Source organism: Xanthomonas melonis (assembly GCF_020783655.1).
Classification (GTDB): Bacteria; Pseudomonadota; Gammaproteobacteria; order Xanthomonadales; family Xanthomonadaceae; genus Xanthomonas; species Xanthomonas melonis.
On the sequence record NZ_JAJGQH010000005.1, the window covers coordinates 185,646 to 203,474 of the forward strand.

General features: G+C 65.0%; 10 protein-coding genes, 1 other RNA gene and 2 pseudogenes. 2 read left to right on the top strand and 11 right to left on the bottom strand.

The window, feature by feature from the left end:
* Window positions 1-231: 231 nt before the first annotated feature.
* On the top strand, window positions 232-855 hold the full coding sequence (locus tag LL964_RS06965) for a Crp/Fnr family transcriptional regulator (RefSeq protein WP_167395456.1): 624 nt from the start codon (window positions 232-234) through the stop codon (window positions 853-855).
* Window positions 856-918: 63 nt separating this feature from the next.
* Here the strand turns inward: LL964_RS06965 and LL964_RS06970 are convergent.
* The 3 genes from LL964_RS06970 to thrC form a co-directional block, all read right to left on the bottom strand.
* Window positions 919-994, bottom strand: a non-coding RNA gene (locus LL964_RS06970) — sX9 sRNA.
* A 93-nt stretch (window positions 995-1,087) separates the two neighbouring features.
* The gene (locus tag LL964_RS06975) at window positions 1,088-1,840 is read right to left on the bottom strand and encodes a murein L,D-transpeptidase catalytic domain family protein (RefSeq protein ID WP_104588866.1); all 753 of its coding nucleotides are present in this window, start codon (window positions 1,838-1,840) and stop codon (window positions 1,088-1,090) included.
* 102 nt (window positions 1,841-1,942) lie between these two features.
* On the bottom strand, window positions 1,943-3,253 hold the full coding sequence (gene thrC / locus LL964_RS06980) for a threonine synthase (RefSeq protein WP_208621495.1): 1,311 nt from the start codon (window positions 3,251-3,253) through the stop codon (window positions 1,943-1,945).
* Window positions 3,254-3,405: 152 nt separating this feature from the next.
* Here thrC and LL964_RS06985 point away from each other — a divergent pair, with 152 nt between their 5' ends.
* Window positions 3,406-3,720 (top strand): EthD family reductase, encoded by a 315-nt coding sequence (locus LL964_RS06985; RefSeq protein WP_104588867.1) that lies wholly within the window; start codon window positions 3,406-3,408, stop codon window positions 3,718-3,720.
* 80 nt (window positions 3,721-3,800) lie between these two features.
* On the opposite strand, the gene LL964_RS06990 is transcribed toward LL964_RS06985, so the two are convergent.
* The 8 genes and pseudogenes from LL964_RS06990 to LL964_RS07025 form a co-directional block, all read right to left on the bottom strand.
* Complete coding sequence (locus LL964_RS06990) at window positions 3,801-4,766, bottom strand: homoserine kinase (RefSeq protein ID WP_104588873.1); 966 nt, start codon at window positions 4,764-4,766, stop codon at window positions 3,801-3,803.
* Window positions 4,767-4,792: 26 nt separating this feature from the next.
* Window positions 4,793-7,300 carry a bifunctional aspartate kinase/homoserine dehydrogenase I gene (gene thrA / locus LL964_RS06995; protein WP_104588868.1) on the bottom strand — a complete coding sequence of 836 codons (2,508 nt, stop codon included), beginning with the start codon at window positions 7,298-7,300 and terminating at the stop codon, window positions 4,793-4,795.
* Between the two features lie 561 nt (window positions 7,301-7,861).
* Window positions 7,862-8,362, bottom strand: coding sequence for a TspO/MBR family protein (locus LL964_RS07000; RefSeq protein WP_104588869.1), 501 nt, complete (start codon window positions 8,360-8,362; stop codon window positions 7,862-7,864).
* Window positions 8,363-8,696: 334 nt separating this feature from the next.
* Window positions 8,697-9,617, bottom strand: coding sequence for a bifunctional alpha/beta hydrolase/OsmC family protein (locus tag LL964_RS07005; RefSeq protein ID WP_228329394.1), 921 nt, complete (start codon window positions 9,615-9,617; stop codon window positions 8,697-8,699).
* A 36-nt stretch (window positions 9,618-9,653) separates the two neighbouring features.
* On the bottom strand, window positions 9,654-10,022 hold the full coding sequence (locus LL964_RS07010) for an alpha/beta fold hydrolase (RefSeq protein WP_228329395.1): 369 nt from the start codon (window positions 10,020-10,022) through the stop codon (window positions 9,654-9,656).
* Between the two features lie 356 nt (window positions 10,023-10,378).
* A pseudogene (locus LL964_RS07015) lies at window positions 10,379-11,635 on the bottom strand (hypothetical protein); the annotation flags it as partial.
* Between the two features lie 88 nt (window positions 11,636-11,723).
* Window positions 11,724-12,068, bottom strand: coding sequence for a hypothetical protein (locus tag LL964_RS07020; RefSeq protein ID WP_146092451.1), 345 nt, complete (start codon window positions 12,066-12,068; stop codon window positions 11,724-11,726).
* An 11-nt stretch (window positions 12,069-12,079) separates the two neighbouring features.
* Window positions 12,080-17,644 (bottom strand): annotated as a pseudogene (locus LL964_RS07025) (hemagglutinin repeat-containing protein); the annotation flags it as partial.
* Window positions 17,645-17,829: the final 185 nt, after the last annotated feature.

The window sequence follows — 17,829 nt, forward strand, 5'->3', positions numbered from 1 at the left end:
CGACGTGGGGGCGAGCCGACAATTCTACCGGTTGGGCGGGCGGACTGACCGCATGGCGTATCATTCCCGCGCGTCCCAGGCAGTGCGTGACCCATGTACCGGCAGCTTTCAGACCCCAGCGTGACCTGCCAGGCGCCCGGCGCGGCCGCCACCACCCATGCACGCCTGTCCGATTGCACGCTGTGCGCGGTCCGCGGCCGGGCGATCTGTGCGGCGCTGTCGCCAGTGGAAATGCAGGCGCTGGACCAGGCCACCAGCAGTTCGGTGCATGCGCCCGGCGACACGCTGGTCCGGGCCGGCGAGCCCCGTCATCACGTCTACACCGTCACTTCCGGCGCCTTGCGCATGGTGCGCACCCTGGCCGACGGCCGCCGCCAGATCACCGGCTTCGTCCTGCCCGGCGACTACGTGGGGCTGACCGAGACCCCGCAGCACCGGCATGACATCGAAGCCATCGTCGAATCCCGGGTCTGTCGCACGCCGATGACGCAGATGCGCCAGTTGCGCGAGCGCTATCCACAGTTGGAGCGCAAGCTGCTGCAGCGTGCCAGCATGGAGCTGGCCGCCGCACAGGACACCGGCCTGGTGCTGGCGCGGTTGCAGCCCGGCGAGCGGCTGGCGCACTTCCTGCTGCGATTGGCCGCCCGCTCCACCCAGCCCGGCGCCACCGGCGATACTGTGGCACTACCGATGAGCCGCAGCGACATCGCCGACCATCTCGGCCTGACCATGGAAACGGTGAGCCGCACGTTCACCAAACTCAGGCAGCAGCAACTGATCGCGCTGCCACAGCTGCATCTGGTGCAGATCCTCGATTACGCGGCATTGCGCAGCCTGGCCGGCGAAACGGTCTGAAGAAGCGCCTCGCTGTCTTTCTCAAGATGTAGAGCGCGGCAGGTGGCAGTCACGATTCAGAGCGGCTAACAGCACGTAGCGAGCGGTCTTCAGCTGGATGTGGACGACGCGGAGGAACCGGAGTGTACGTTTGGTACATGCCGATTCCGAACACCGGCCGCGCCCGCCTGGCGGCTGCGCAGTCGTTTGCTAGCCGCTCCAAGCCTCTGCGCCGGGACATCGCGGCCGTGCCTCAACGTCCTCCAGCCGCCGCCACCGCCACCGCCACCGCCGCGCCGCATCCGCCATGCAGCAGCTGTGACTGCCGCAGCCAAGTGCGGTCGGGGTAATAGGCGAACACGAATGCACCGTCGCGCAAGGTGTCGATCAGTTGCCTGGCCACCGCCGGCCGCACCGCCGGGCAACCCAGGCTGCGGCCCAGCCGGCCCTGACTACGGATGATCGCCTCGCTCACGTAGGGCGCGCCGTGGATGACGATGGCGCGGTCGCGCGCATGGTCGTTGAAACCCGGCTCCAGACCCTTGAGGCGCAATGAATAGCCGTTCTGGCCGGTGTACGACTCTTGCGCGGTGAACGCGCCCAGGCTGGACTGGAAGCTGCCGTCGGTGTTGGAAAACGTCGCGGCCAGGTTCTCGCCGGTATTGCGCCCGTGCGCCACCCATTCTTTGAACAGCAGCCGCTGCCGCGCCAGATCGAACACCCAAAGCCTGCGCTCGGTCGACGGCCGGCTGTAATCGATCACGCTGAGTACGCGGTCGTCGCCCACCTGTTGGCGCTGCCGTGCGCAATGCAAGGCTTCGGTGGCCAGCGCCAGCACCTTGCGATCCAGCGCTGGCGCCTGGCGCGCCAGCGCGTCGATCAATCCGGCACGCGGTGCGCCCAACGGCGCCACCGGCGAGGCGGCCATGGCGTCGGCGGCCTGTGCCGCGCCGGCCGCTGACCATCCGCACAACGCGGTGGCAACGGCGATCACTCGAAAACCCATGCTGCGATCCACATCGAACGCGGCGCCACGCCGGGCCCGCACCTGTCTAGAAATAGCCGCCCGCGCGTCAGTTTCCAACCCCAGGTGGCTGAACGCGTTCGGTCAGGCTGCATCGGCAAGCAGGCGCTGCCGCAGCGCTGCGTAGTCCGGCGCCAGCGGCTCGGCGTGTGCCGGGCGCCGCAACAACGCCGCCAGGGCCGGCGGAACCTCCACCGGCGCACCGATCAGCGGCTCCACCACGCCCTCGAACTTGGCCGGGTGCGCGGTGGCCGCCACCGCCCAGTCGCCGCTCACGCCCTCGGCGCCTTCTGCGCGCAGTTGTTCCAGCACGTGCACCGCGGTGGCAGTGTGCGGGCAATGCACTTCGCCGTAGTGCGCGTGGCGCTGCCGGATGGTGTGGCCGATCGCCGCATCGTCCACCGACAGGGCGCGGAAGGCCTCGCGCAGGGCCGCGTCGTCGCCCTGGTACAACCAGCGCAGGCGTTCGAAGTTGCTCGGTGCGCCCACGTCCATCGCATTGGCCAGCGTCGCCACGCTGGGTTGCGGCGCGTACTCGTCGCCAGCGAAGTAATCCGGCAACACGTGGTTGGCATTGGATGCCAGTGCAATCTCGCCCAACGGTATGCCGAGCGCGCGCGCCAGGATGGCGGCCAAGCCGTTGCCCAGGTTGCCGGTGGGCACCACCAGATTCAACACGCTGCCGGACGCGGCATGGTGCTGCAGGGCCGCGTGCGCGTAATAGCTCATCTGCGGCAGCAAGCGGCCAAGGCTGATGCTGTTGGCCGAGCTCAAGGGCACCTGCGCCTGCAGCGACGCATCGTTCAAGGCCTGCTTGACCATCGCCTGGCAATCGTCGAACGAACCGGCAACGCGCAGGGCCTGGATGTTGTCGCCGAAACAGCCGAGCTGATGCGCCTGCCGTGGCGAGACGCGGCCATCCGGGTATAGCACCACCACCCGCAGCCCGGGCTGGCGATGGAAGGCGGCCGCCACCGCCGCACCGGTATCGCCGGAGGTGGCGACCAGGATGGTGAGCGGGCGGTCCTCGGCCCGTCGCAGGCGGGTCAGGCAGGCCGCCAGGAACCGCGCACCGAAATCCTTGAACGCGGCGGTGGGCCCATGAAACAGCTCCAATGCGTAATCGCCGGGGGTGGCCAGCGGCACCAGCGGTGCCGGGAAATCGAAGGCTTCGGCGCAGATGGCCGGCAACTCGGCGGCCAACGCATCGCCGGCGAACAGCGGCTGCAGCAGCGTGGTGGCGGTGGCGGCCAGATCGGCGCCGGCAACCAGCGTGCGCGCCGGCGGCAGCGTCTGCGGCACATACAGACCGCCATCGGGCGCCAATCCGGCAGCGATCGCCTGGCTCAGGCTTGCGGCGGGCGCGCCCCCACGGGTGGAAATGAACATCAGCATGACTCCAGACAGGAAGAAGACCGGGCCTGGCCCGGCGCTGCGATCGGTGAACAGGCACCCAGGGCGCCTATGCTCTGCGTATGTGCCAGCCCGGTCACTCGCCCCGGGCGGTGCGGCGCTATGCTGCGCGCACCCTTCCGTGGAGCCGGCAGATGATCAAGGTCAGCGTGATGTATCCCTACCGCGAAGGCGCGCGTTTCGACCACAGCTACTACCGCGACCGTCACATGCCGCTGGTGAGCGCGCGCATGGGCGCAGCCTGCCTGAAATACACCGTGGACAAAGGCATCAGCGGCGGCGAAGCCGGCAGCGCCCCGGCCTTCATCGGCATGTGTCACATCTTCTGCGCGTCGGTCGAGACCTTCAACGCCGGCTTCGGCCCGCATGCGGCCGAGATCCTGGGCGACATCCCCAACTACACCGATCTGACGCCGGTGCTGCAGATCAGCGAGGTCGTGGTCGAGTGAGGCCTGCGCGGCATGCCGACTGCCCGACACTGCGCGGGCGATAGGCCGCTTGCAATCCGATTGCGTGTTGCGGTGAGCAGTCATTCGATCAACCGCGCTGCCGGACTGGCGATCGGCGATACCCAAAACTGACTTTCCAGTCCCGCTGCGGCGAATCCTGCCTGGACCGCCGGCGCGGCGGCCTGGGCGGCCGCACGGGTTTCGAACCACGCGAACACGCTGGGCCCGGCCCCGGAAATGCTGGCGCCCAGCGCACCGTGATCGAGCGCGGCCTGCTTGGCATCGGCAAAACCGTCGATCAGCGGCGCGCGCCGCGGTTCGATCAGCACATCGCGCAGGCCGGCGCGCACCAGATCGGCATCGCCGGCATGGCAGCCGGCCAGCACCAGCGCAAGGTTGCTGCTCTGGGCGACGAACTCGCGCAACTGATAGGCGCCGGCCAGGGCGTCGCGTGCCCGTCGGGTTTCCAGCACCGCCTCCGGGTGCACCAGCAGGCTATGCCAGCCCGCCGGCACCGCGATCGGCACCAGCCGTTCCAGCGTGCACAGCACCAGCCCACCCAGGAATAGCGGCCCCAGGTTGTCACCATGCCGGCTACCGCTGGCGACCGCCTCCCCGTCGAGTGCGTGCTGGTAGAGCTGCGCGTGGCTCAGCGGCGTTTCCAGCAGCGCATTGGCGGCCACCAGCGCAGCCACGCACGAGGCTGCCGAGCCTCCCATGCCCGAACTCAAGGCGATGCCCTTGTCGATCTCCACTTCGAAGCCGTACGGCAGCTGCAAGGCCGCACGCAGCGACATCAACGCCGCGCCCGCCGTGTTGCGCTCGGCCTCCAGCGGCAGCGCGACGGTGGTGCCGCGAATGGCGGCGATGCGCACCTGCGGTGCGGCGATGCGCCGTACGGTCACCGTGTCGCCGACGCCTTCGACCGGATAACCGAGCAGATCGAAGCCCACCGCCACGTTGGCCACCGAGGCAGGCGCAAACGCGCGCGCCTGCTGCAGTACGCCGGCAGTCGCGACAGGCCTTGCCTCCCCTGCCTCTGACAGCGGCGGTTGGCTGATGACGGATCGATTCACAAGCGCGCCCCCTCGCCCGCTGCCACCCGCAACAGATCGGCGAACACGCCGGCGGCCGTCACTTCCGGGCCGGCCCCAGGTCCCTGCACCACCAGAGGGTTTTCGCAATAGCGGCGCGTGGTGAACTGCACCACGTTGTCGGTCAGGCGCAGATTGGCGAAGGCGTGATCGGCGGGCAGCTCCACCAGGCCCACGCTGGGCGCGCGATCCGGCGGCAGCTGCGCCACGTAGCGCAGCACGTTGCCGCGCGCACGCGCATCGCGCAGGCGCTGCGCGAACACTGCATCCACCTCGGACAGCCGGGCCATGAAATCGTCCACGCTGGCCTGACGCAGGGCTTCGGGCACCAGGCTTTCCACCTGTACGTCTTCCAGGCTGATCGCCCGGCCGGCTTCGCGGGCCAGGATCACCAACTTGCGCGCCACGTCCACGCCGGACAGATCGTCGCGGGGGTCCGGCTCGGTATACCCCATGCCGCGCGCCTGCGTGACCAGTTCGGCGAACGGCACGCTACCGTCGTACTTGTTGAACAACCACGCCAGCGTGCCGGAGAAGATGCCCTCGATCGAGGTCACCGTATCGCCGGTGTCGACCAGATCGCGCAGCGTGGTGATCACCGGCAGGCCGGCGCCCACAGTGGCTTCGTAGCGGAAGCGCGCACCGCTGGCATCGGCAGCAGCACGAATCGCCTCGAAGCGTTCCAGCGGGCCGGAACCGGCCTGCTTGTTCGGCGTCACCACATGGATGCCGGCAGCCAGCCAGCCCGCATAGCGGTCGGCCACTTCGGCGCTGCCGCTGCAATCGATGATCACCGTATGCGGCAGATGCGCCGACAGCAGGTGCGTGGTGAAGCGCTCCAGGTCGGTGGGCGTGGCGGCAGCGGCGAACGCATCGCGCCAGTCGCCGACCAGGCCGCGCTCGTCCAGCAACATGCGTCCGCGCGAGACCACCGCGCGCAGCCGCAGATCCAGGTTGGCCTTGCCCAGCAACTGCGGTTGCGCAACGCGCAGTTGATCCAGCAGCGCGGCACCGACATTGCCGGGACCGATCACACCCACCGAGAACGTCTGCGGCGACAACCAGAAACCGGCGTGCGCCGCGCGCAAGGCCTTGGTCGCGTGCGCGGCATCGATCGCCACCGAGATATTGCGTTCGGACGAGCCCTGGGCGATTGCCAGGATGTTGACCTGCGCGCGCCCCAGCGATTCGAACAGGCGCGCCGCCACGCCGGGCTGGCCGGCCATGCCATCGCCCACCGCTGCCAGCACGCTGATGCCCGTGGTCAGCTGCACACGCTGCACCTGGCCCACGGTGAGTTCATGCGCGAAGGCCTGCAGCAGCGCACTGCGCGCGCGCTCGGCCTCATGCTGCTTGACCACGCAGCAGATCGAATGCTCCGAAGACCCCTGCGAGATCATCACCACCGACACCTGCGCCGTGCGCAGCGCGGCGAACACGCGCTCGGCCGTACCCGGCACGCCGATCAGGCCGGTGCCCTCCAGATTGAGTACGGCCAGATCCGGACTCAGGGTCAGGCCCTTGATCGGCCCGCTCACGGCGCTGTCGGCGGTGATGCGCGTGCCTGGATGCTCGGGCTGGAAGGTGTTGCGGATGATGATCGGCAGCCCGCGCTCGATCGCCGGCGACATGGTCTGCGGGTGCACTACCTTGGCGCCGAAGTACGCCAGCTCGCAGGCTTCGTCGTAGCTCAGCGTTTCCAGCTGCACCGCTTCGGGCACCACCCTCGGGTCGGCCGAGAGCACGCCATCCACGTCGGTCCAGATGTGCAGCTCGTCGGCATCGAACAGCGCCGCGAAGATCGCACCGGAATAATCGCTGCCGTTGCGGCCCAGCGTGGTGATGCGATCGGCACGGTCGCGCGCCACGAACCCGGTGACCACCACGCGCGTCTGCGGATGCGCCTGGCGCCAGGTGGCCAGGCGCTGCGCGCTCACCTGCCAGTCCACATCCACGCCCAGCTCGCCGCGATCGACCACCAGCACCTCACGCGCATCCAGCACCGCGCAGTCTTCGCCAAGCGCGCGGAAGTGGTCGCCCAGCAACTGCGCCGAATACACCTCGCCCAGGCCCTGCACGCGATCGAGCACCTCGCGCGGCAGCTCTCCGATCACCGCCAGGGCGCCAAGGATCTGCGATAGATGCTCGAAGCGTTCGTCCAGCCACTCCACCGTCGGCCCGGAGTGCTCGCCCAGCAACGCCACTGCCGCACCGCGATGGCGTGCGCGGGTTTCGTGCCAGCGCTCGCGCCATTCGGGGCGATTGTGCGCGGCCAGTTCGGCCAGCTCGATCAAGGCATCGGTGACGCCCTTCATTGCCGAAACCACGGTGACCTGCATCGGCTCGTCGCGGGCGAGCAACAGCCGCGCAACATGCCGGTAGCGCTCGGCATCGGCGACCGAGGTGCCGCCGAATTTATGCACCACGGTGCGGAGGGATGGCGCCGACGCGGCGGCGGGGTCGAGCGAAACAGCGGGCGATGACATCGACAGACCTCGTTGGGGAGGCCCCGTCCGCATCAGGTGAGAGGGGAGCCCCCGCATCCTGATCCGGGTGCGGGGCCGTTGTTTTCGGAAGTTACGCGAAGACGACGGACCGCACCGGGCGAATGGTGACGGTAGTAATGGTGGTGGTAATACCGGCCACGCCCGTGCCGGCCCGCAGCGACGGCTGGCAAGGTTGCGAAGCGATGGCGAGGGCATTGACCATGCATGCAAAAGACATCACCGGACCGAAGCCTGTCAAGCATGGCGTGCATGGGCGAACCTGCACGCACGGCGCCTGCGACAGAAAACCTTGCCGCTCAGGGATTTAAGCACGACGCCCGCAAGCAATTGATTACCATGGAAACTTTTGAAGCATTCGTCGGTAACCGACATGCGCAGGTTTCGCACACAGGCCAGTGCCACGGCACCGCTCGGTAGACGGTATTGCTCGCAAGCGCCATGGCATTCCAACCGCTGTGGTTACTTCGGCCGGAGCGACAGATCGTCGTGGTGATCTGCGTGTTTGATAAGGGATCAAGCGATCCGTTGAGTGACACCGGATCAGCCGAGGACCTGAGGATTGAGTTGCCACACCGCGAAGTTGAGCGCGGCCGCGAAGCTCACCCATGCCAGGTAGGGCAGCAACAACCATGCCGCCAGCGCATGCCGCTTCGCAAACGCACCAATGGTAGCCGCCAGCACCAGCCACAGCGCCACGATGTCCGCGAACGCCCACGCGCCCAGATGCCATGCAAAGAACAACCAGCTCCACAGCCCGTTGAGTGCGAGCTGCGCGACGAACAGAGTCAACGCCCCGCGCGCGCCAGTCCATCCTCCGCTTCGCCACACCAGCCACACCGACACCGCCATCATCCCGTACAACACCGTCCACACCGGCCCGAACAGCCATCCCGGTGGCGCCCATGCCGGGCGAACCAGCTCCGCGTAGAAGCTTGCGGCCTGGATGGAGGCCATGGCGCCCAGTCCGGCAATGGCATAGCACAGCGCCAACCAGCCCAGCAGGCCAAGCCATCGTGTTTGTTTGGAAGTCGTGTGTTGCATGGTGCATCCGCTCGCTTCGAGGGCGACCACATTGCCAGGGCGCTCGTGCAGACGGCGCGTATGCCGACCGGCTGCCCAGCTTGGGGACGTTGCGCATGCCTGGCCATGGGTCAGCAAGCCTGCCCGGACTGCGCGATCGACCGAACTGAGTTGTTCTTCGCACGCCCTCGAAACACGCAGCACCCAGCTGGCTCGGCGGTTGGCCTCGGCGAGCAGGCCGCCTGGCGAACACACACCCGCCAGGTCCTGTCGCGCGCCGCGCAATGACTGGGCTCAGCCCCCAGCGCAAATGATCGCAACGTGCGCGCAGGCCTGACGGGCGGGCTCCCGTTCGTCAACCTGCAATGTCTACGACATCGCTCCGATCCTGCGCGCTACCCAGCCCTGCGGCTGGCGCATCGACGACGTGGCGCGCCACGTTCACCGCGGCAGCGACACCGGGGGTCACACGCGATGGGTGGTCGCCGCTCTGCTCGAGATGGGTAGACACCTCCGACCCTCGGCTGAGCGTCAGGTCCACCGGGCATCGATCGGCGATCGCCAGCAGCTTGTTTCGCTGTTCTTCGTCCAGCGGACCTTCCAGGGTGATCGCTCGGGTGAACAGGTCTGCCGGCGTCTGCTCGGCGTGCCGGCTATGGGTGACACGCGCACTCGCGCGCACCAGCGGCAAACCCTTGTGCCGAGCGTACATCCGCATGGTCATCACGGTGCAGGCGGCCAAGCCCGCCGAGACCAGGTCGTAGGGCGACGGGCCGCTCGCCTTTCCGCCGAGCGCCCCTGGCTCGTCGGCCAGGAAACGGTGCTTTCCGCTGGATATGGCCAACTGGAATGCCCCGCCGCCGGTCTCTTCGGCCAACACGCCTTCGCCCTGCGCGACGTCCGGGATACTCGCCGCCAGTGTGGGCAGATAGCGCGCAGCCCATGCAGCGATCACCGAGGCTGCGTATTCGGCGTCGGCGCGCCGGGTCAGCAGATGGTCGGCATCGTCGAGTGACACGAAGCTCCTGGGATGGCGTGCCGCGAGAAAGATCTCGGTCGCGTTACCGATGTCCACCACCGTATCACCAGGCGCGTGCATTACCAGCAGCGGCTTGCGCATCCGGCCGATACGCTCCTGCAGATCCTGCTGGCGCGCATCGTCGACGAACGACTTGCGTATCTTGAACGGGCGTCCGGCAAGCAGCAGTTCCGCCTCGCCATCTTGTTCGATACGTTGCAGCGAGGCCGCATCGATTTGCCGCAGCACATGTTTCACCTGCGAAGGTGCACCCACAGTCGCCACTGCACGTACCTAAGGCATGTCTGCCGCAGCGCTCAAGGCAGCGGCCCCGCCCAGGCTGTGGCCAATCAGCAGCGTCGGCGCATGGCCTGCCTCCGCCATGGCACGCCCGGCAGCGATCAGATCATCGACATCCGTGGCGAAGGTGGACGCAGCGAACTCACCGCCGCTGCCCCCAAGGCCGGCAAAATCGAACCGGAGAACACCGATGCCACTCAAGACCAGCGCCTTGGAAATCCGCGTCGCCGCAAGGCTGTCCTTCCCGCAGGTAAAGCAATGGGCGAAGATCGCCCACCCCCGCGGCGTGGTCAGCGGACTCTCGATGCGACCAGACAATGGAGTGCCGCGCGCGCCTACAAAATCGAAACGTTGACCTGACATGGTCACTTCCTCAAATACATCGGATTAGATATGTACGAATGGGCTGCATTATGTCTTATGGAGAATATCGCAGCAGCACAGTGTCCTACGCAGATACCGATGGCGAATTTCAGCTGCGCTCAGTTTGGGAACGAAGATGCGTACTCGCTAGTGGCTTGAGCGCCTGCTTTATCGACCGGCACTTCGCTCAACAACACGAAATACATGCGTAAAAGCGAAGGCTTGTCGCCTTTATAACGTCAGCGATGTCGACGTCGATGGCATGACCCTTCCATATCCACTTGATGTCTCTGTTGATCGGCCTGGCTCACCGGCGGTGACACATCGATTTCTCACAGCAACTAGGCCAGCCATCCGCTCAGCATCATGTCGTTGCCGGCGAACAGCTGCAGGGCGTTGCTGGCACTGATGCCCGACAGGATGCCTGCACCATTGATGGCCCTGGACGCCTCGCTGACCAGGTTGTTGCCTGCGGCCAGCGCGACATCGCGGCCCTGGATCTGGCCCTGGTTGAGCAGGTCGTTGCGCGCTTGCAGCGACACCGTGCCGGTGCCGCTGATGCGGCCCTGGTTGAGCAGGTTGCCGGCGGTGACGCTGACATCGGCACCCGCGATCACGCCCTGGTTGCTCAGGGCGTTGGTGGCGTTGAGTTCGACATTGCCGCCAGCGATCAGCGCGCCGTTGCCACGCAGCTGCAGCGAGTTGGAGGCCAGGTAGACCACCGGCACCAGCACGGTCTGGCCCTGGTATTCCTGCTCCACCATCCACACGATGTCCTGCGTCAGTGCAGCGGCCTGCGCGGCAGTCAGGCCCACGCCCATGCTCAGCTGCAGCTGGCCTGCGGCGGCCACGCCGGACTCGAGCAAGGCGCGGTATTGCGCCACGCCGTCGGCGTAGTTGCTCAGGTAGCGGCGGCCGGTGAGCTGGGTGATCCGGTCCAGCACCAGGCGCTGCTCATAGAAGCCATCGCCCAGCCGGGTCTGGGTCCACTCCGGGTCCACCCCCAGCTTGTCCAGCAGGAAGTCGCTGCTGATGAAGTTGTCGTAGTTGACGAAGCGCGGATCGGTCTCGATCAGGTAACGACGGCCCGGGCCGTTGCTGCGCCAGGCGTTGATGCCGCCCAGGCTGATGGCCGCGCGGCCCATCGCGGTGCGGTCGGTGGCGGTGCCGTTGGACAGGCGATACAGCCCGCCGATGGGCAGATCGATCTGCGCCAGCGAGGTCTGGCCGCCGCCCACAAGCTCGGTTACCGGGATGCTCGATGGATCGACACCCACCCGGCCCTGGTTGGCACCCACGACGATGCCGGTGCCGGCCGTGGTGGTCTGCACTGTGGCCTGATCGACCGTGCTGCGCGCCAGGCCGCTGTCGTTGGACATGACCGGCGCAACCGACATCGCGACGATGCCGCCGGAGGTGGCCAGCGTGGCGTCCTGGGTGTTCGCACCGACCTGCGCTCCCGCGTTGCCGGAAGTGCCCGTGGCGACCCGGATGCTGCTGGCGCCGCCATTGGCGCGCCCGGTGACTGCCTGCTGACCCGCACTGGCTGCGCTCTGCCTGCCGCGGCCGCTCAGGCCACCTTGCGCGCCGATGCCGTTGAGCGCGCTGCCGCTGTTGTTGTCCTTTGCTGCAGGTCAGGCTGGCGGTCAGGGCCGCCGCTTAATTATCTCCGTCGCTGATTATCCTGATTCTCCGATAATTTCACCTAGCAATCGACCACCAATCACAGCTGATGTCGGGCTCCAGCCCAATAAAAGCCTCAGAGCTTACCTCAGAAAGATCAAATTTTACGCATAATCCTGAGGCCATTTCATTCTTAACTATTTCTATAGAAGCAACCTTCTCTGATGAGAATTTGATAATTTCTTTTTCGGAAAGTCTCAAGGAGATTTGAAGGGACTTCATGACGGCGCTAAAGGAAACTTCCATCTCGATTTTTCCATCACTTGAATTTTTCCTGTATGTAGATAGGCCAAGACTTGAGTCAATCTCGATTGGCTCCATTCCTAACTCAGTCAGAAAATCAACTCTTCTTGGGATAATCATTTTCCATCTCTTCAATTTCGAGGGATGACTGTGCTCAACCTGCGAGTTCCGTTATCCATTATTTGGAAAGTGCTTTGAATATTTACCGCCCTACCTGATGGCCCGATAAATAATGACTCACGAACTTCAAACTTACCATATTCATTACTGAACCTATTAACTATATTTCCTTCATTTTTCACGGCGTTAGATAAATGTTCATTTAGCATTTGGCGACCGGCTGCGTTATCATGGACGCCAAGTCTCTTCATCTCAAGAGCAAGCTGATTTGATCTGGCAGCGTTATGCGAATTACTGGCAACCTTACCAAAAATATAATCGAATTTACCTGGCGCTACTTCGACTATGCCTGCCATCAACTTTAAATTTCCAGCCGATAATGCAGCGCCTGCTAAGCCATACAAGTTTTCAGATGCATTAATTGATAAACCTGTTTTAGAAAGTAGTGTACCACCAATGGTATTGGCTACAACTCCAGAGTCAGCATAGCGTATACCAGCTTGAAGTTGATCCACTCCCCAAGCAGCCGCAAGGCAGCCTAGCCCAAATGTCTCAACACAGGTTGATAGGCCGATTGTTGCAGCTGTACCGCCACCAGCGGCTTGCACGACACCCATGGCTTTCCCTAAAGGATTTCCATTAACAGAATTCCAAACACTAGCAGAATCACCCCATTGATCAGCTAGCGTGTAGTCAAATATTTTTTCGCCCATTTTATATGGCACGCCGAATTCGTCATTTCGGGTTACTTGGCTGAACTGACTCGACAGCAATTCTCGCTCCTGCGCATACTCATCTTTCCCGCCTTCCAACTCCAATATTGAGTAGAAATTAAATGCATCGCTACCTACTGGGTGCTCAGATGAGCATTCGACTTTTGCACATGCGGCGAGTGTCAATCGAAGTTCTTTTTCAGGATCGCCGCCACTGAGCTCCTTAATCCTGTCAATTTCGCTATTACGGAGCATTCGGTTATTGACTACTGCGTTGTCGGCGATCTGCGCGCCCACAGCTGCCTCACTTAAGCTCCCGCCCGTCATCCCACCCGCGATGGCACCAACGGCCTGCGACAACGAGACGATCAGCTGCTTGTCCGCATCCGGCAAACGGTTCGGATCGAACTTGCCATCCGGGCCGTAGGCTTGCGGGTCGTCGCCGTACAGGGTCTTGGTCAGGTACTGCGCCGCCAGCTCGCCACCTGCGCCCGCAAGCGCGCCACCGGCCATGGATGTGCCGTTGACTTGCGCCAGCACCGCGCCGAGGACTGCATGCGATAGCCCTTGCAGTACGGCGTTGGGGTTGCTGCCGTGGTTTTGGTCGAAGGTCTTGCCAACCAGTTGGGCGGCATAAGGTGCCAGTGCATTACCGGCAACTTGGCTCGCCCCCTGGCCGGCGACACTGCCGACCAGGACCGTGGTGACCGCTTGCAACGCCCGGCTGTAGTCGCCGCCCGTGCCCCATTGCTGCTTTGACTCGTAAGCTGCGCGGTAGTCGGGAGCGTTCTGCAGCAGTTCGCTTTCCCGCTGGGCAGGCGTCAAGGCTGCAAAGCGATTCCTGTCATCGTCGGTCTTGAGGTCGTTCCTGTACTGGTCTTCGATGGCGCGCGCCTTGTTCTCGGCCGATGCGGCAATGTCCTGGCCGATCTGCCTGCCCGTTGCGATGACCGTGCTGGCCGCCGCTGCCATTGCCTGCTGCTCGCCCAGGATCTTGCGCACGTCCGGCAGGGTCGCCACAGCCTCATGCGCCGCACTTGCATCGGTGTTGATGCCGGTGGCCGCGGCCGTTGTGGTCTTGCCGCCGATCTTGATGTTGCCTTCGGTCAGCGTGGCGCGGGTGTCGGTGGTGTCGCTGCCGCTCTCACTCATCGGTACGCCCGGCATGAAGCTGCCGGTGTTGGCCTTGCCGTAGTCGCCGTTGGCGATGGTGTTGCCGATGTCGCGGGATTGCTCGCCCGCGCTCTTCTGCACCGGGTTGCCGTTGGCATCGGTTTGGTTGCCGGTACTGCCGAAGCCACCGCTGATGCTGCCCGACGAGGCGCTGTAGTCCATCCGGTTCTTCAGATCGGTGAACGTCAGCGCATCGGCCGTCAGCTCGCTGGCAGCTGCATTCGTGCTGGCGATGGCGCCGCCGATCAGGTTTACGTTGCCGGCATTGACGTGGTAACCGCCATTGCCCGCAAACAGGCCCGACTGCTCGAAGACACCGAGATAGTTGCCGTTGGCCTTGGCCGCGCTGGCGTAGCCGCTGACATCCCAGGCGCTGCCGAACGACACCTGCACGCGACCACCGACGCTGCTTTCCTTCGATTGGATGTCCAGCTTGTCCTGCAGCGATTCGATGGTCAGATCACCGCCGATCTGTGCATCGATCCTGTCACCCTTGACCACAGCGCCTCGCAAGGTGGTGTCGCCTTCCGAGGTGAATGCGATGTTCTGGCCGGCCAGTTGTGTGTTTTGCCAGGTGCTGCCATCCACGTTGGACTTGTGGCTGCCGACGCTGGCCTGCACATACGCATACACGCCGGTCTGCGCGCCGACCGAGGCGCCGACGCCGACCTCGAAGCCCGCATTGCTGCCCTTGCTCTGCTCGGTGTTGCTGGAGCTGCCCGCTTCCAGCACCAGATCGCGTGCCGAGTCCAGGCGCAGCGTATCGCCGGCCTTGAGGTTGCCCTGCACGATGCGCAGGTCGCCTTCGGTGGTCTTCAGGCTGACATTGCCGCCACCGGTGATGGTGGAGCCTTGCGAGAGTTGGCTGCTGCTGTTGAAGCTGCTCTCGTTGGTGGCGAAACCCACGCCTGCTTCGACGCTGAGCAGCGAGCCACTCTGAACCGCCCGTGCCGTCTGGTAGGCATTCGCGGCGGCAGCCATGTTTTGCATCGCGCCCAACCGCCCATCGGACTTACGTGCATCGTCCACGTTGTTGATCAGATCGATCAGCGGGGACTTGATGCGCGCGAAGGCGCCAATTTTGAGGTCGTCGTCCTGCTGCGAGGCCGAGCTGCTTGTATTGGCGGTCAGCAGCTGGATCGAGGCGGCGGTGATGTCGACATCTTTCGCTGCGACCACATTGCTGGCCGACTGCGTGTACGTGCCACCTGCGCTCAGGCTGACATTGCCGCCCAGGCTGCCGACGTTGCTGGCCACCTGCGTGACCTGTGCGTTGTCGTCGGTGTGATTCTTCTTGTTGTAGCCGGCGAAGCGCTCGGTGTCGGAGATGACGACCGTGCCGATGCCCTTGCTGGTGGACTGGTTGGTATTGCCGAGGAGGTCCTGGCCGCTCTGGATGGTCAGGTCGCCGGCCGCGCGCATGCTGACATTGCCTTGGGCCGCGATGTTGCTCGCGGTCAGCGCGATGTCGCCCTGCGTGGTGGTCAGGCTGGCATTGCCGCCCACCGACAACTGGGTGCCGGTGATGGTGTCGGTCTGCCCGTTGCCGGTGCCCTGCTGGTTGTAGTTGCCGTACGGCAAGCCGGCAGCATTGTTGAAGCCCCAGCCTTTGCCGGTGCTGGCATTGCCGCTGGACTGGGTATTGTGCGCAACGTCGAACACAATGTCCTTGCTGGCGAGCAGCAGCGCATTGCCCTCCGCAGACATTTGCGTGCCCTGGCTGGTGATCGAGCCGTCGCTGGCGAGCAGGGTCAGGTTGCCGCCGGCGGCGAGCTGGCTGACGCGTGCGTCGCTGGTACTTTCGTTCTGCGCCGCATTGGAGCGATGGCTGCTGGCCTGGATGACGACCGGGGTGATCGCGGCCATGGTGCCGGCGGCTGCGCCTTCGGCATCGCGGCTCATCTTGCTCATGGTCGAGCCGGTGTCGACCATGTTCTTGGTGGTGGAATCGCGGGCGCTGCGGTAGGAGGCGCCCGGGTCGTAGGTCACGCCGATCGAGAAGCCGTTCGACTTGCTGGACTGGCTGGCGTCGTTATCCACCGTGTCCTGGCGTGCCAACAGCGCGATGTCCTTGGCGGCCAAGGTCAGGTCCTTGCCGGCACCGAGATCGGAGCCGGCAATGGTCAGCTGGTTGCCCGCGCTGACGACGAGATTGCCTTCCGTCGAGCCGACCGACGAGGCGACTTGGGTAACCGACTCGGTCGTATTCTCGCTGTTGCTGCGCGCATGGCTGTAGCCAATGCTGGCAACGCCCCCACCGATGCTGCCGGTCAGGCCCGAGCGCTTCTGGCTGAAGCGATGCGTTTCGCTGCTGGTGTCCTGGGCGGATTCGATGATGACGTTGTTGCCTGCGGCCAGGCGCACATCGCCCTCGGCGAGGACGGTCGAGCCGACCACGGCGACATCGTTGCCAGCCGAGATGTTGACCGACTCGCCGCTCAGCGCGGTGCCGATGGCCAGCGTGTCCTGCCACGCATCATGGGTGGTGGTGGTCTTGCTGCTGAACGTGCCCTTCTTCTTTTTGGTCATGTCCTGCACGGCATCGTGCTGCTCGCTGGCGGCGAGCAGATTGACGTCGTTGCCGGCGGCCAGGGTGATGCCGCCTTCCTTGGTGGCGGCCGATGCGGCGGTGAGGGTGATGTCGTTGCCCGCCTGCATGGCGAGGTTGCCGCCGGCGGTGAACTCGGTGCCGTGGACGGTTTCGTCGCGGGTGCTGGTGGTCTGCCTGAAACGCTTGCGTGTCTCCAGGACATCGCTGGTGTCCACCGTGGTCAGGGTGCTGGCGTTGATGTCGTTGCCGGCGCTGACGCCCAGCCCTTTGCCTGCATCGAGTTTTGCGGCGACCAGGTTGACGTCGTTGCCGGCGCTGAGGATCAGGTTGCCGCCGGCGGTGAGCGCCTGCTGATCGATGGTCTGCGTGGTCGTGGTGGTGGTGACGCGGGTCTTGCCGTTGCGGCTCTTGTAGCTATCGGTTTCGGTCTCGTTGAGGACGGACACGACGTTGAGATTGTTCCCCGCGGCAGCGATCAGGTCGCCGCCGGCTTTGACCTCGGCCTGGCGGATGGTCAGGTCGTTGCCGGCGGTCAGCTGCAGGCTGTCGCCGGTGCTGATGCTGGTGCGGGTGGTGGGCTTGCCGTCGAGACCAGTGGCCGGCGTCAGCGAGAGGTCGTTGCCCGCCTGCAGTGCCGCGCTGCCGCCGGCCTTGATGGTCACGCCATGCAGTTGCAGGTCGTTGCCGGCCGAAACGATCAGGTCCTTGCCCGTAATGAGCGAGACGGCGTCGCCGCCGCGCAGCAGGCCGTTGTCGTCACGCAAAGCGCTGGGCGTGAGGCTGAGGTTGTTGCCGGCGATCAGCGCCGCGCTGCCACCCGCCTGCACGCGGGTGCCGGTCAGGGTCATGTCGTTGCCGGCCATCAGCTGCAAGGTGTTGCTGGCGCTGATGCCGGACAGGATGCCGGCGCCGTTGATGGCCCTGGACGCTTCGCTGACCAGGTTGTTGCCAGCGGCCAGCGCGACATCGCGGCCCTGGATCTGGCCCTGGTTGAGCAGGTCGTTGCGCGCCTGCAACGACACCGTGCCGGTGCCGCTGATGCGGCCCTGGTTGAGAAGGTTGCCGGCGGTGACGCTGACGTCGGCGCCCGCGATGACGCCCTGGTTGCTCATGGCGTTGGTGGCGTTGAGTTCGACGTTGCGCAGCCATTGACATCGCTCGTGCCCGGTAGCAATCTCTTGCTCCAAGGAGCGTAGAAACTCCTCACGTAGCGGTACCCACCTCCGTCAAACCGGTGGGTTTTTTGTGCCTGCACTTCGCAGGTGCAGCCGACGCAATGCCTGCGTCGGGAGGGCGGCTAATACAACACCCTTCGGGGAAATAC